This window comes from Microbacterium sp. Yaish 1 (genome assembly GCF_002245215.1).
Lineage (GTDB): Bacteria > Actinomycetota > Actinomycetes > Actinomycetales > Microbacteriaceae > Microbacterium.
This window is the reverse complement of the sequence record NZ_NPMR01000002.1, coordinates 1305768-1319745: the sequence shown is the minus strand read 5'-3', so window position 1 is coordinate 1319745 and position 13978 is coordinate 1305768. Positions and strand designations below refer to the sequence as shown.

13 protein-coding genes and 1 tRNA gene are annotated in these 13978 nt (G+C 71.2%); 10 read left to right on the top strand and 4 right to left on the bottom strand.

Annotated elements, in window-relative coordinates; translation table 11 throughout:
- Positions 1 to 16 precede the first annotated feature (16 nt).
- From CI089_RS15395 to CI089_RS15380, 4 genes are all read left to right on the top strand, one after another.
- Positions 17 to 1036 (top strand): LacI family DNA-binding transcriptional regulator, encoded by a 1020-nt coding sequence (locus CI089_RS15395; protein WP_256978044.1) that lies wholly within the window; start codon positions 17 to 19, stop codon positions 1034 to 1036.
- Positions 1037 to 1125: 89 nt separating this feature from the next.
- Positions 1126 to 2739 (top strand): xylulokinase, encoded by a 1614-nt coding sequence (locus CI089_RS15390; RefSeq protein WP_256978042.1) that lies wholly within the window; start codon positions 1126 to 1128, stop codon positions 2737 to 2739.
- 28 nt (positions 2740 to 2767) lie between these two features.
- Positions 2768 to 4270 carry an L-arabinose isomerase gene (gene araA / locus CI089_RS15385; protein WP_094262293.1) on the top strand — a complete coding sequence of 501 codons (1503 nt, stop codon included), beginning with the start codon at positions 2768 to 2770 and terminating at the stop codon, positions 4268 to 4270.
- A 32-nt stretch (positions 4271 to 4302) separates the two neighbouring features.
- Positions 4303 to 5238: an aldose 1-epimerase family protein gene (locus tag CI089_RS15380; protein WP_256978041.1), complete on the top strand. Its 936-nt coding sequence runs from the start codon at positions 4303 to 4305 to the stop codon at positions 5236 to 5238.
- Positions 5239 to 5260: 22 nt separating this feature from the next.
- Here CI089_RS15380 and CI089_RS15375 read toward each other — a convergent pair whose 3' ends face one another.
- Positions 5261 to 5809, bottom strand: coding sequence for a hypothetical protein (locus CI089_RS15375; protein WP_094262291.1), 549 nt, complete (start codon positions 5807 to 5809; stop codon positions 5261 to 5263).
- Entirely contained in the window at positions 5809 to 6225 is a 417-nt protein-coding gene (locus CI089_RS15370; protein ID WP_094262290.1) for a DUF4383 domain-containing protein, read from the bottom strand. The genes CI089_RS15375 and CI089_RS15370 overlap by 1 nt, the downstream gene beginning before the upstream one ends.
- Before the next feature lie 219 nt (positions 6226 to 6444).
- On the opposite strand from CI089_RS15370, the gene CI089_RS15365 reads away from it, so the two are divergent.
- The 4 genes from CI089_RS15365 to CI089_RS15350 all read left to right on the top strand — a co-directional run bounded on the left by CI089_RS15365 (position 6445) and on the right by CI089_RS15350 (position 9062).
- A complete protein-coding gene (locus CI089_RS15365) occupies positions 6445 to 6873 on the top strand; it encodes a YdeI/OmpD-associated family protein (protein WP_094262289.1) in 429 nt (142 codons plus the stop codon).
- 44 nt (positions 6874 to 6917) lie between these two features.
- The gene (locus tag CI089_RS15360; RefSeq protein ID WP_094262288.1) at positions 6918 to 7535 is read left to right on the top strand and encodes an asparagine synthase; all 618 of its coding nucleotides are present in this window, start codon (positions 6918 to 6920) and stop codon (positions 7533 to 7535) included.
- Positions 7536 to 7612: 77 nt separating this feature from the next.
- Positions 7613 to 7685 (top strand) — tRNA-Arg (locus CI089_RS15355).
- A 123-nt stretch (positions 7686 to 7808) separates the two neighbouring features.
- Positions 7809 to 9062, top strand: coding sequence for an FAD-binding protein (locus CI089_RS15350; RefSeq protein ID WP_094262536.1), 1254 nt, complete (start codon positions 7809 to 7811; stop codon positions 9060 to 9062).
- 9 nt (positions 9063 to 9071) lie between these two features.
- Here CI089_RS15350 and CI089_RS15345 read toward each other — a convergent pair whose 3' ends face one another.
- Positions 9072 to 10142: an FUSC family protein gene (locus CI089_RS15345; RefSeq protein ID WP_094262287.1), complete on the bottom strand. Its 1071-nt coding sequence runs from the start codon at positions 10140 to 10142 to the stop codon at positions 9072 to 9074.
- An 89-nt stretch (positions 10143 to 10231) separates the two neighbouring features.
- Here CI089_RS15345 and CI089_RS15340 point away from each other — a divergent pair, with 89 nt between their 5' ends.
- Both CI089_RS15340 and CI089_RS15335 read left to right on the top strand, forming a co-directional pair.
- Positions 10232 to 11638 carry an L-serine ammonia-lyase gene (locus CI089_RS15340; protein ID WP_094262286.1) on the top strand — a complete coding sequence of 469 codons (1407 nt, stop codon included), beginning with the start codon at positions 10232 to 10234 and terminating at the stop codon, positions 11636 to 11638.
- A gap of 151 nt (positions 11639 to 11789) precedes the next feature.
- Positions 11790 to 12215, top strand: a complete 426-nt coding sequence (locus tag CI089_RS15335; RefSeq protein ID WP_094262285.1) for an Hsp20/alpha crystallin family protein — start codon at positions 11790 to 11792, stop codon at positions 12213 to 12215.
- A gap of 270 nt (positions 12216 to 12485) precedes the next feature.
- Here CI089_RS15335 and CI089_RS15330 read toward each other — a convergent pair whose 3' ends face one another.
- Positions 12486 to 13895 (bottom strand): HNH endonuclease signature motif containing protein, encoded by a 1410-nt coding sequence (locus CI089_RS15330; RefSeq protein WP_094262284.1) that lies wholly within the window; start codon positions 13893 to 13895, stop codon positions 12486 to 12488.
- Positions 13896 to 13978 lie beyond the last annotated feature (83 nt).

The window sequence follows — 13978 nt, the reverse complement described above, 5'->3', positions numbered from 1 at the left end:
CCGCTAGCCTGGCGCAGTGAGCGAAGCGATGCCCGGGCGGGCGCGAGTGGGCGTGCGGGATGTCGCGGCCGCCGCGGGCGTGTCGACGCAGACGGTCTCGCGAGTCATCAACGACCACCCCCACATCCGGCCCGAGACGCGGGAGCGCGTGATCACGGCGATGGCCGAGCTCGGCTACCGCGTCAACAACGCGGCCCGTGCCCTCGGCACCGCGACGACGCGGACGATCGGGGTGATCGCCTCCGACACCGATCTGTACGGCCCCGCGGCGGGCATCGGCGCACTCGAACGAGCGGCGCGCGCGGCGGGCCGGTGGATCGCCACGGCGTACGCCGACGGCGCGGATGCCGCCAGCGTCACCGCTGCCGCCGATCACCTGCTCGCCCAGGGGGTGGACGGGATCGTCGTCGTGGCGCCGCATACCGCCGCCCTCGAGACTCTTGCTGCGGCATCCCTCGGCGTTCCCGTCGTGCCGTTGCACGCACGAGTGGATGCCGCGGGGGAGCACGCGAGCGGGGGCGGCGACCGCGGCGCCGAGGGAGCGGCGCTCGCCGTCGATCACCTGCTGGACGCAGGGCACCGCCGCATCGCTCAGCTGTCGGGCCCGGCTGCCTGGCTCGAGGCCGTCGCTCGCGACACCGGTGTCGAGTCTGCACTCGCGCGCCGGGGACTGCAGCTCGCCGGCCGATGGCGCGGCGACTGGTCCGCCGGCTCGGGTGCAGACATCGCCTCCCGCATCGCCGCAGCGGTCGGCGAGGCGGCCGGGCCGACCGCGATCGTCGTCGCGAACGATCAGATGGCGCTCGGCCTGATCTCCGGACTCGCTTCACTCGGTGTGGATGTTCCCGCGGACGTCAGCGTGGTCGGTTTCGACGACCACCCGGATGCCGCCTTCTACCGGCCCGCTCTCACCACGGTGCGTCTCGACATCGCAGGGGAGGCGCAGCGGTGCGTCCGGATCCTGCTGGGCGCTGACGCCCCGGCCGGTCCGGAACCGCCTCGGCTCGTGGTGCGCGACTCGACCCGCCGGATCTGACGGTCGTCGATCCGTCGCCGCCGACACTCGCGTCGACCGGGTGTTACCGGTAACATGATCTCACCGCGGCACGACCAATGGAGGCATCCGTGACCCACACCGCCACGCGCGACCGATCCGCCGAACGCGACGACATCCTCGCCGGTCGCACGAGCCTGGGCATCGAGTTCGGCTCGACCCGCATCAAGGCGTGCCTCGTCGGCTCGGATCCGACCCAGGTTCTCGCGACCGGATCGCACGCGTGGGAGAACCGTTTCGAGGAGCGCCGCTGGACGTACGCCCTCGAGGACGTCTGGTCCGGCGTGCAGGCGGCCTACGCCGACCTGGCGGCCGCAGTCGAGTCCCGGTACGGCATCGTGCCCGAGACCTTCGGCGCGATCGGCGTCTCGGCGATGATGCACGGCTACCTCGCCTTCGACGCCGACGACGAGCTGCTCGTGCCCTTCCGGACGTGGCGCAACACGAGCACGGGCGCGGCCGCGGCCGAGCTCACGGAGCTGCTCGGCATCAACATCCCGCTGCGGTGGTCGATCGCCCATCTGCACCAGGCCGTGCTCGACGGCGAGGGGCACGTCGCCGACATCCGTCACGTGACGACCCTCGCCGGGTATGTGCACGCGCGCCTGACGGGCGAGAAGGTCCTCGGGGTCGGTGACGCGTCGGGGATGTTCCCGATCGACCCGGTCACCCGTGACTACGACCAGCGCCGCGTCGACCTCTTCGACGCGCACACCGCCGGGCGACTCCCGGCGGACCTCCGCTCCCTGCTGCCGGAGGTCCGCGTCGCCGGTCAGGCCGCCGGGTCACTCACCGCGGCTGGTGCCGCGCTGCTCGATCCGTCGGGAGCGCTGCGGCCCGGCATCCCGTTCTGCCCGCCCGAGGGCGATGCGGGCACCGGCATGGTCGCCACCGAGGCCGTCGCGCCCCGCACCGGCAACGTCAGCGCCGGCACGAGCATCTTCGCGATGGTCGTGCTCGAGCGCCCGCTGCAGAGCACGCACCACGAGATCGACGTCGTCACCACCCCCGCGGGCGACCTCGTCGCGATGGTCCACTGCAACAACGGGGCCAGCGAGCTCGCGGCCTGGGTGGGGATGTTCGAGCGGTTCGCCGCGGCATCGGGATCGACGCTCGACGCGGACGCGGTGTACGACACCCTGTTCCGAGAGGCGCTGACGGGCGACCCGGACGCCGGCGGCCTGCTGGCCTACAACCACCTCGCGGGCGAGCCCATCGCCGGCACCGACGAGGGTCGCCCGCTCTTCGTGCGCACCCCCGACAGCCGGTTCACGCTCGCCAACGCGATCCGAGCGCAGCTGTACGGCGTGTTCGGCACGCTCGCGCTCGGCATGCGCGTGCTCGACCGCGAGGGGGTGCAGCTCGACCGGATGTTCGCCCACGGCGGCATGTTCCGCACCGCCGGGGTCGCCCAGCGGTTCCTCGCGGCGGCCCTCGGCGCCCCGGTCGCCGTCGGTGACACCGCCTCGGAGGGCGGAGCCTGGGGCATCGCCGTCCTCGCCGACTACCTCATCCACGGCGACGGCCTCGATCTCGACGCCTACCTCCGCGAGCGCGTCTTCGCGTCGGCGTCGATCGACGTCGCCGAGCCCGATGCAGCGGATGCCGCCGGCTTCGCCGCCTACCTCGACCGTTACGACGCGGGGCTCGCCGTCGAGCGCGCCGCCGTCACCGCCCTCTCCTGACCCGTCCGACCTCACCGGAAGAAGAACAATGACCCTCTCCACCTCTCTCGAGCAGTACACCGTCTGGTTCGTGACGGGCAGCCAGAACCTCTACGGCGAGGAGACCCTGCGCCAGGTCGCCGAGCAGTCGCAGCAGGTCGTCGCCGGCCTCGCCGGGCTGCCGGTGCGCGTCGAGTGGAAGCCCGTCCTGAAGGACTCGGAGTCGATTCGCCGACTTGCGCTCGACGCCAACGCCGACGACTCGGTGATCGGCGTCATCGCGTGGATGCACACCTTTAGCCCCGCCAAGATGTGGATCACGGGCCTCGACGCCCTCCGCAAGCCGCTGCTGCACCTGCACACGCAGGCCAATGTCGAGCTTCCCTGGGCCGACATCGACTTCGACTTCATGAACCTCAACCAGGCCGCTCACGGCGACCGCGAGTTCGGCTACATCCAGACCCGTCTCGGCGTCTCGCGCAAGACCGTCGTCGGCCACGTCTCGAACCCCGAGGTCACGCGTCAGATCGAGGACTGGCAGCGAGCCGCGGCCGGGTGGCAGGCCGCCCGCACGCTCAAGCTCGCGCGCTTCGGCGACAACATGCGCTACGTCGCCGTGACCGAGGGCGACAAGACCGAGGCCGAGCTGCAGTTCGGCGTCCAGGTGAACACCTGGGGCGTGAACGAGCTGGCGGATGCCGTCGCCGCGGCCTCCGACGCCGACATCGACGCGCTCGTCGAGGTGTACCTCGCGCAGTACGACGTCGCCGAGGAACTCCTCCCCGGGGCCGAGCGCCACCAGTCGCTGCGCGACGGCGCGGCGATCGAGATCGGCCTGCGCTCGTTCCTCGAGGCCGGCGGGTTCGGCGCGTTCACGACGTCGTTCGAAGACCTGGGCGAGCTCACGCAGCTGCCCGGCCTCGCCGTGCAGCGCCTCATGGCCGAGGGGTACGGCTTCGGCGCCGAGGGCGACTGGAAGACCGCGATCCTCGTGCGCGTCGCCAACGTCATGGGTTCGGGCCTGCCCGGCGGGGCGAGCCTCATGGAGGACTACACCTACGACCTGGTTCCCGGTTCGGAGCGCATCCTCGGGGCGCACATGCTCGAGGTCTCGCCGTCGCTGACGACCGCGAAGCCGCGGCTGGAGATCCACCCGCTCGGCATCGGCGGCAAGGACGACCCGGTGCGCCTGGTCTTCACCGCCGACCCGGGTCCCGCCCTCGTCGTGGCGATGAGCGACATGCGCGACCGCTTCCGCCTGACGGCGAACGTGGTCGAGAACGTCGAGGCCCCCGACCTGCCGAAGCTGCCGGTGGGCCGCGCGATCTGGAAGCCGGCCCCCGACTTCGCCACGTCGGCCGCGTGCTGGCTCGCCGCCGGCGCCGCCCACCACACCGTCATGACGACGGCCGTCGGCATCGAGGTGTTCCGCGACTTCGCCGAGATCGCCGGCACGGAGCTCGTGGTCATCGACGAGGACACGACGGTGCGAGGATTCCAGAAGGAGCTCCGCTGGAACCAGGCCTACTACCGCCTGGCCCGCGGACTGTGAGCTCCGAGGACCAGAACCGAGAGGGGACGCCCGTGGCGGCATCCGGAACGTCGTACGTGCTGCGATTCGGCGACGCCGAGGCGATCGTGGCGAGCGTGGGGGCATCGCTGCGCTCCTTCCGAATCGCCGGACGTGACCTCGTCGTGCCCTACGGCGAGGACGAGGTGCGCCCGGGATACCGCGGTGCGACGCTCGCGCCGTGGCCGAACCGCGTCGTCGACGGTGAGTACGAGGTGGCGGGCACCCGCTACCGCCTCGCGCTCACCGAGCCCGAGCGCCACCACGCGCTGCACGGACTGGCGGCCTGGCTCGACTTCGAGCCCGTGGCCGTCGCGGCCGACCACGTGACGCTCGGCGCCACGATCGTCGCGCAGACCGCCTACCCGTGGACCGTCCGCATCGAGACGACCTACCGTCTGGGCGCCGACGGCTTGACCCAGACGGTGCGGGCGACGAACGAGAGCGCGGATGCCGCGCCCTTCGGCACCGGCCCGCACCCGTACCTCGTCGCCGGATCGGCGCCGCTGGACGAGTGGACGCTCGAGCTGCCCGCCGACCGCGTGCTCGAGGTCACCCCCGATCGGCTCTCGCCGGTCGGGCTGGCGGATGTCGCGGATGTCGCCGAGTTCGACTTCCGCGAACCGCGGACGCTGGGCTCGGTGGAGATCGACCACGCGTTCACCGCGCTGTCACGTGACGAGGACGGCGTGGCATCCGTGCGCGTGACGGATCCGTCGGGAACCGGGGTCGCGATCTCGTGGGATGCCGCGTGCCCGTGGGTCCAGGTTCACACCGCCGACCTGCCCGGGGGACCGGCCCAGCCGGGACACCGCGCGGGTCTGGCGGTGGAGCCGATGACGTGCGCCCCGGATGCCTTCAACGCCGCGCGGTACGACTACGACGCGGGGCTCATCTTCATCGAGCCGGCCGGCACGGTCGAGGCATCCTGGCGGATCAGCGCGATCTGATCTCGCGGCCAGGCTCGCCGGCTCAGTGGCTGTGCTCGGTGGAGAACAGCGGGTGGTCCGAGTGGCTCGGGGCGTTGCGGCCGGCCTCGGTCGCCCCGAGTGCCGGCGTGACGAGTCCGGCCACGATGACGCAGCCGGCGACGAGCCCGACGACGCTCGTCCGCGGGGTGGCGCGGGCATCGGCGGGACGCGCAGCGTCCGCGGTGATCGAGCGCGCCCGGCGGACGACAGCCGCTGCGGCCACGCCGTAGGCGACGTGGAGGAGAACAGTCACGCCGACGGCGTGAACGCTGATCCGCATCGGGTCCGCTGCGAGAGCGAGCCCCGATGCGATCGTGCCGACGACGGCGATAGCCATCGCGACGCGGGGAGCGACGAGGTGGCCGCGCGTCAGGGCGGCGACGCCCCAACCGAGGGCGGCCGCCCCGACCGCGACCGCCAGGACACCGACGCCGCGATCGGCGGCGCCGGTGCCCTGGGTGATCATGCCCGCGCCCACGCCGAGCTGGAGCAGACCAGCCCCCCACGCGGCGAGCGTGGGCCAGGAGCGGGTGAGCGCGGCGGCGTTCATCAGGCGACGGCGGTGCGGCGGGTGTCGACCGCGCGGTCGGTGCCGAGGCCGACGCCGAGCAGGACGAGGGCGCTGGCGAGGTGGAGGAAGTGGTCGGCGGTGTTCAGGGCGAGCACGTTCGCGGCGCTGTCCTGAATGAAGAAGCCGACGATGCCGAGCAGCAGGTAGGCCGCGCCGACGGTGACGTTGACGCCCTTCGCGGCGCGGACGCCGGAGAGGCCGCCGATGAGCAGCGCGGCACCGATCAGGAGGTGCGCGATGTTGTGCAGCGGGTTGACCTCGAAGATCCCGAGCAGCAGGCCGCCCTCGGTGGCGATGAAGTCGACGCCCGCGGTCACGGTGAAGCCGAGGAGGCCGACGAGGATGTAGACGGCGCCGAAGATGATCGCCACGAGGCGGTTCGGTGATGTACGCATGAGGGTTCCCTCCCATTGGGCGACGGATGTCGCGGTGCTGCGGTTGTTCGGTGACAGTGGCAGATCGGTTTGCCTCTGACGGAGCCCGGGGCGTCCGATCTTGTGTGAGTCGTCGATATCGATGGGGAGTAATGCCCAGGCCGTGACGCGAGGCTACGGTCAGCGAGTTCACGGCTCACCCTCCTTGTGCGTTCGGGCGCCGCGGTGGTAGTGAGAAGCGTGCGATTCGAGACGACGCTGTCCCAGTTCGGAAACAACACCGGCATCGAGGTGCCGTTCTCGGTCCTGGACGCCCTCGGCGGCGGCCGTCGCCCCGCCGTCTCGGTCACGGTCAACGGCTTCGCTTTCCGCAGCACGGTGGGATCGATGCGGGGGCTCGCGCTCATCCCCTTCTCCGCGGAGCGGCGGCGCGAGAGCGGCCTCGCGGGAGGCGATGCGATCATCGTCGACATCGAGCTCGACGAGGCGCCGCGAGAGGTCGAGGTGCCGGCCGATCTCGCCGCCGCTCTGACGGACGCCGGGACGCGGGAAGCATTCGACCGGCTGTCGCCGAGCGCGCGGAAGGCGCACGTCGGGAACGTCGAGTCCGCGAAGGCGCCGGAGACCCGTGCGAGGAGGATCGCGGCGATCATCGCCAAGCTCGGCTGACGTGCGCGCCCCGTAGGATTGGGGTGAGGTGAGGAGGGGCAGCGTTGGCCACCCGTCAAGCGCGTACCAAGAGCTCGGAGATCGTCGCCGAAGGGCTGTACATCGCCTCCGCGGCGACCCGCCTCGCGCTCAAGAACGCCATCCTCGTCGACATCCTCGCCGACGGCCGCGATTTCGAGGCCGACCGCTTCCTCGACGACGCACGCGATGCGCTCATCTCCCTCGCGGAGGAGGCCGAGGCCGATGCCGAACGCACCCATCGCGAACGCAAGGCCGCGAGCGGCCGGTACAGCGACTCGAGCGGAACGCACGACTACCGCAGCCGCGACGTGTCGAATCTGCGTCGACGCCGCAAGCAGTCGCTGCGCATCGCCAAGGAGTTGCGCGAGCGAGCGGCCGACGAGGCGGAGCTGCGCAAGCTCATCGCTGACGCGCGGGAGGCCGCGTGGGCGGAGGTCGCCGGGAACATCGACCGCACGCTTCGCATCGAGGCGGCGCGGCCGGATCTCGAACCCGACTACGAGCGCATGCGCACGGCGCGCATGCAGGCTCTGCGGATGGTCGACCTCCCGCGCCTCCGGTCGCAGCGTCGCAACGCTCACCGGCAGGTGCTCGAGCGCGACGAGGCCGTGGATTCCGCGGCTGCGCCGGTGATCGATTAGCCGTTCCGCGCTCGATTCGCTCTTTGTGCGAGAGCGGGCTATGCTTGACGACGGCCCGGGAGAGATTCCGAGGCCATGCGCCCGTAGCTCAATGGATAGAGCATCTGACTACGGATCAGAAGGTTAGGGGTTCGAGTCCCTTCGGGCGCACACTGTGTTGAGACAGTGAACGAGAAGCCTCCGCTCTGCGGGGGCTTCTTTGTTGTCGCGTGCACCCGACGACTTTGTTGTGTTTCTATACATTCTCGACGCTCATCGCGTAGCGTGGGGATCGTGACCGAACGGAACTGGGCCGGAACACACACCTTCACTGCCGAGGGGGTGCTCGCGCCGACGACGATCGCCGAGGCGCAGCGGATCGTCGCGTCTCACGACCGCGTCCGTTCGCTGGGCACGCGGCATTCCTTCAATGACCTCGCCGACACCGCCGGCGTCCTGCTCGATCTCACCGGGCTCGACGCCGACATCGTCGTCGATGAGGACGCGCGGACCGTGACGGTGGGAGCCGGAACGCGGTATGCCGTTGTCGCGCGGCACCTCGCCGATCACGGCTGGGCGCTGCACAACATGGGTTCGCTGCCGCACATCTCCGTCGGGGGTGCGACGGCGACGTCGACCCACGGGTCGGGTGACGGCAACGGGTCGCTCGCGACGGCGGTGAGGGCGCTGGAGTTCATCGCCCCGGACGGCGAGCTGCGCACCGTCTCGGCCGGCGACGCCGACTTCGCGGGCAGCGTCGTGCACCTCGGCGCGCTCGGGCCGGTCGTCCGGCTGACGCTCGTGATCGAGCCGACCTACCAGGTGCGCCAGGACACCTACGCGGGGCTCACGTGGGACGATCTCTTCGAGCGCTTCGACGAGGTGACGGCGTCCGGCTACAGCGTCAGTGTCTTCACCCGCTGGAACACGCCCGATGTCGGGGAGGTCTGGATCAAAGAGCGCCTCGACGACGCATCGGCCGCCGACATGCCTGAGCGCGTGCTGAGCGCTCGGCGCGTCAGGGTCAAAGCGGACTCGCCCGCGGCCGACGGGGTCGACAACACGACCGAGCAGGGCGGCATCCCCGGGGACTGGTGCGAGCGTCTGCCGCACTTCCGCATCGATGCGACCCCGTCCAACGGCGACGAGATCCAGACCGAGTACTGGGTCGACCGTGCGGTGGCCGTCGAGGCGATCGCGGCCGTCCGCTCGGTCGCCGATCGGGTCGAGCCCGCGCTTCTCGTGACCGAGCTGCGCACCGTCGCCGCCGACGACCTCTGGCTCTCTCCCGGGTTCGGGCGCGACAGCGTGTGCATCCACTTCACATGGAAGAACGAACCGGATGCGGTGCGCGAGGCGATCTCGCACGTGGAGCGCGTGCTCGCGCCATTCGACCCCCGCCCGCACTGGGGCAAGGTCTTCTCGATGCCCGTCGGGGATTCGCTCCCGCGTCTCGCCGACTTCCGCGAGCTCGTGGCGCGTGTCGACCCGAGCGGGAAGTTCTCGGGTCCGTATCTCGAGCGGGTGCTGGGCATCGCCGCTCGCTGATCCGCCGGTTCAGGTGAACGGGCGGGACGCCTCGATGATCCGGCTGAGGTCGACGGCGGTGCGCGTCCACGGCGAGATGCGACCATCGCTGTGCGCGGGCGCCGATTCGACGACGCGGGCGAGAGCCTTCTCGGCATCCTCGACCGTGGCCGCTGCCGTCGGGTCGTCCAGCGGGCGCGCCACGGCCCGCGCCGTGGCGCGCACGGCGTCCGCGAGCTCGGCGCGCAGCGGTGCGGCGTCGGGGGTGAGGGGGAGGCCGTCGATGCCGTCGCCGAGCTCGATCGTCTGGCGCACGGTGTTCTCGAGCGCTCTCAAGCGACGGTCGTTCTCGGCCTCGATGCCCCGGCGGCGGCGGGCGAGCGGATGCGCTTTGCGGCTGCGGGCGGCCTCGCGCACGTCGGCCGAGACGGCGTCGAGGATCTCCCCGAGGTAGCGCTGGCCGTTCGAATCGGTGGGTGCGCCGTCGGCGACCGAGCTCGCCAGCATCTCGAGCCGGTCCGAGACCGCGTCTCGCAGCTGCGACAGGCGGGTGGAGGCCCGCCGGAGGTACAGGGGCGGGACGAGCGCGAGATTGACGGCGACCCCGATGAGCACGCCGAACGCCATCGTCACGAGGTACGACACCGAGAAGCCGCCGGCGTCGTTCGCACCGAGAAGCAGCACGAACAGCGCGGCGATGGCGATCCAGTCTCTGCCGGTTCCGAGTGCCCGGATGCCGCCGACGGCCACGCCCGCGGCGACGACGATCGCCACCCCGACGATGCGCGGGCTGGGCCCGGAGACGATCCACAGTCCCGCGAGGCCGATCGCGATGCCGATGGCCAGGCCTCCGAGCGCCTGCAGGCCGGCCTTGGCGGAGTCGGCGATCGTCGGGTACATGCTCACGAGCACGCCGAGCGGCGCGTAGTAGGAGTACTCGTCGTGCGCGAACGGCACATACGGCGCGAGGTACCAGGCGATCGCGGCGGCGAGGGCCGTCTTGGCGGCGAGCAGCAGGCGCGAGACGGCGAAGGCCTCGCCGCCCGCGGTGCGCGCGGCGGCCTTGAGCGACGCCAGGCGGGGGTGGAGTGGGGTGGTCATCGATCGGGACGATAGGCGCACGGCGCGCCCGACGGCACGCCCTTGACGTCGCCCGGTGCGTACGGCAAATGCTGGCGTAGCCTGGAGGCGTGAGCGCTTACGTCTCGGCGTTCGAGCTGTTCTCCATCGGTGTAGGACCCTCGAGCTCCCACACGGTCGGCCCGCTGCGCGCCGCCCGAGCTTTCGCCGTCGGGCTCGAAGCCGGCGGCAGGCTGCCCGAGGTCGTGCGCGTCGGTTGCGTGCTGTACGGGTCGCTCGGAGCGACCGGCATCGGGCACGGCACTCCCGACGCGGTGGTCGCGGGGCTGCAGGGCCACGCGCCCGAGACGGTCGATCCCGATGTGGTTCGTGCGGCGTGGACGAGCTGGACGGATGGCTCGCCTCTCCTGCTCGCGGGCCGGCACCCGGTGCCGTTCTCGCGAGGCGATGTGAGCTTCGAGCCGCGGACGCGACTTCCGGAGCATCCGAACGCGATGACGCTGAGCGCCTGGGATGCCGCGGGCGATCTCGTCGCGTCCGACACGTACCTCTCGGTCGGGGGCGGTTTCATCCGCCGGGCCGGGACAGACGCCGGCGCGAGGGGAGCGGGAGCGAGCGGCGATGTCGCGTGGCCGTACCGGTTCAGCACCGCGGCGGAGCTGCTCGAGCTGTGCGAGCGCGAGGGGTTGAGCATCGCCGGGCTCGCGCGCCGCAACGAGGAGGCGCTCCGGCCCGAGGCGGAGGTCGCCGCGGGGCTCGACGCGATCTGGGACGCCATGGCGGGGTGCGTCGACGCGGGCTTGCGCGCCGAGGGCACGTTGCCCGGGATGCTGCGGGTGCGGCGTCGGGCGGGCACGATGCGGGCGCAGCTCGAGGAGGCCGAAGCCGCGGGTGGACGGGAGCTCCCGGGGGAGTGGCTGGGTGCGTTCGCGCTCGCCGTCAACGAGGAGAACGCGTCGGGCGGACGCGTCGTCACCGCGCCCACCAACGGGGCCGCGGGCATTCTTCCCGCGGTGGCGATGTACTGGTGGCGGTTCGCGGCGGAGTCGCGCCTCGCCTCGGAGGATCTCGACCGTCGGCGCGGCATCCGGCGGTTCCTGTTGACCGCGACGGCGCTCGGCTCGCTCTTCAAGGCGAACGCCTCGATCTCGGGCGCGGAGGGCGGGTGTCAGGCCGAGGTCGGGTCCGCATGCGCGATGGCGGCCGGGGGCCTGACGGCGGTCATGGGTGGCAGCAGCGCGCAGATCGAGAACGCGGCGGAGATCGCGATGGAGCACCACCTCGGACTCACGTGCGACCCGGTCGGCGGTCTCGTGCAGATCCCGTGCATCGAACGCAATGCGATCGCCGCGTCGACGGCGGTCACCGCGGCGCGCCTCGCGCTGCGGGGCGACGGGCAGCACTACGTCTCGCTGGATGCCGTCGTCGAGACGATGCGGCAGACGGGGATCGACATGTCGCACAAGTACAAGGAGACGAGCGAGGGCGGGCTCGCCGTCAACGTCGTCGAGTGCTGATACGCCTTCGTTCGCCCCGTCTCCGGGGCGCTGTTCGCCGTGCGAGAACCACTGGTACCGCGCGGGAGCGAGTGTTAATCTGGATGCAGTTGAGCCGATAAGACTCAACTTTGAGATTTCACTACCACGCATCCAGAGAAGGGAAAGATCGATGGCTACTTACGACCCGTTCCGCGACCTCGACCGCATCGCCTCGAGCCTCTTCGACACGCGCCGCGGCCCTCGTCGCATGCCGATGGACCTCTACCGTGACGGCGACCACTACGTGATGACCGCCGACCTGCCCGGCATCGACCCGGGTTCGGTCGACATCGACGTGGACGGCCAGCTGCTGACGATCCGCGCCGAGCGCACGCTCACCAGCGGCGACGGAGTGAAGTGGATCACGCGCGAGCGTGAAGCCGCGAGCTTCCTTCGTCAGCTGAACCTCGGCCAGGGCGTCGACACGGAGGGCATTGCCGCGACGTACAACAACGGCGTCCTCACCGTCACCATCCCGGTCAGCGAGAAGGCCAAGCCGCGCAAGGTCGAGGTCACGACCGACGCCGCCACCCCGGTGGTGCCGATCGAGAACTGATCGCGCCGACGCTGCCGCGACGCGTTTCGTGACGCGTTTCGCGGCACCTCGAACGCACCGAATGACGGGCGGCCGCAGCTCCTCCGGGGGCGGCGGCCGCCCTTCGCATGCGGGTCGATGCCGATCGCGCTGCCGGTGAGTCGATGCGTCGTTGACCCGACGCGCTGCCGGCGGGGGCCGATGCGTCGCCAGTGAGTCGGGTGCGCGCGAGTTCGGGTGGGCCCGGTCTCGGAACGTGCACGGGCCCGTGCTCGGGCTCGTGCCCGGAACTCAAAAGGGTGGCGGTTCATCCGGCGGTGGTCCGCCGGGTGCGGCATCCGGTGGCGGGTCCGCGGTGTCGATGGTGAAGCACACGGCGGGTATGGGGACGTCTTCGCGGTAGACCCGGCCGAGGGGTGAGGTCCATTCCAGGACCCCGCCGCCGACCTGCCGGACTTCCCACTTCGTGAATTGCTTCATGGAGTGGTGTCGCTGGCAGAGGTGGGCGAGGTTGAAGATGTGGGTGTGCCCGCCGAGGGCGTGATCGATGGTGTGATCCAGTTCGCACCGGATCGCGGCCCGCCGGCATCCGGGGAACCGGCAATGCTGATCCCGCGCCATCAGAAGCTTCTTCATCGACGCGGTCGGCCGGTACTTGTCGATCTCGACCGGGGTGCGAGTGACGGGGTCGATGAACAACCGGTCCCATTCCGACACCTGCCCCGCGAGCTGGCGGACCGTGTCGGCATCGACAAGCCCCGCGCCCACCGCTTCCGCGGGGTTCTCGTCCCGCCCCATCAGCGTTTCGGCGGTGACGGCGACCTGAACGCGCGCCCGGATGGCGCCGAGCCCACCGGCCCGGTCGGTCCCGTAGGTCGGATCCACCACGGGCGCCCCGCCGAGGACGAGGTCCCCGAGGATGTCGGCCCGCAGCTGATCCATCGTTCGCGTGTCGGGGTCCGCGGCCAAGCCTGCGCCACCCGCGCCGCCGGCGCCAGCAACAGCCGCGGCATCCACCCCGCCCTCCGGACCGGTCGTGACCCGGGCGTCCTTCACCGACTGCCCCATCTGCGTGAGCCGGTCGAGCATCCCCGCGGCGATCACCGTCGGAAGGTTCGCGACGAGGTTCGACATCCCGTCCGTGCCGTGGAACACCCGCACGCACCGCTCCGCCGCCGCAGTCTTGTGCCGCTCGGTGAACACCTGCGGGTGCAACTTCGCCGCCAGAGCCTCCAGCGCACCGCGCACCCGCGACGGCACGTCCCGCTCGCACACCCCGACCGCGGCCTCCGCGAACGAATCCCGCACCTCCGCCGGCACCCCCGCGCCGACCCGCACGACCACATCGACGTGGCCGCGCTCGATCCGCCGCGCAACCCACGCCTCGAACACCGCGGGATAGTCGTCAATGACGGTCATCGCGTGGTCGATCTCACCCTGCAACCTGCGGTCGGTGAGCCGCGCCATCCCGGCGGCTTCTGCTGCGACCGACCGCAGCTCCATGTCGGACGCCATTCCACGAACCCCATCGCGACGCGCGTCGTGCAGCGCCGCGTGACCCAGATCAGCCAGGGCCCGGGTGCGGGCGATGTCGGCGGCGTGGGAGAGGTCGAGCGCCTCGGCGTACCGCGAGAAAGCGAGCGCCTGCGACGGCGCGGGGGCTTCGCGTCCCACCTCGCCACCCGAGCCATTCGCTGTCATGTTCCCATCATGACAGTGGGGTACGACATGGAAATCGAAACTCTGTTCGATGGGGAAAGCCGGAGCATCGATCCGGCCAGGGG

Coding starts and splice junctions, on each gene's coding strand:
- CI089_RS15370 (WP_094262290.1), bottom strand. CDS start 6,225: ATGCGTACATCACCGAACCGCCTCGTGGCGATCATCTTCGGCGCCGTC.
- CI089_RS15330 (WP_094262284.1), bottom strand. CDS start 13,895: ATGACAGCGAATGGCTCGGGTGGCGAGGTGGGACGCGAAGCCCCCGCG.
- CI089_RS15335 (WP_094262285.1), top strand. CDS start 11,790: ATGGCTACTTACGACCCGTTCCGCGACCTCGACCGCATCGCCTCGAGC.
- CI089_RS15345 (WP_094262287.1), bottom strand. CDS start 10,142: ATGACCACCCCACTCCACCCCCGCCTGGCGTCGCTCAAGGCCGCCGCG.
- CI089_RS15375 (WP_094262291.1), bottom strand. CDS start 5,809: ATGAACGCCGCCGCGCTCACCCGCTCCTGGCCCACGCTCGCCGCGTGG.
- araA (WP_094262293.1), top strand. CDS start 2,768: ATGACCCTCTCCACCTCTCTCGAGCAGTACACCGTCTGGTTCGTGACG.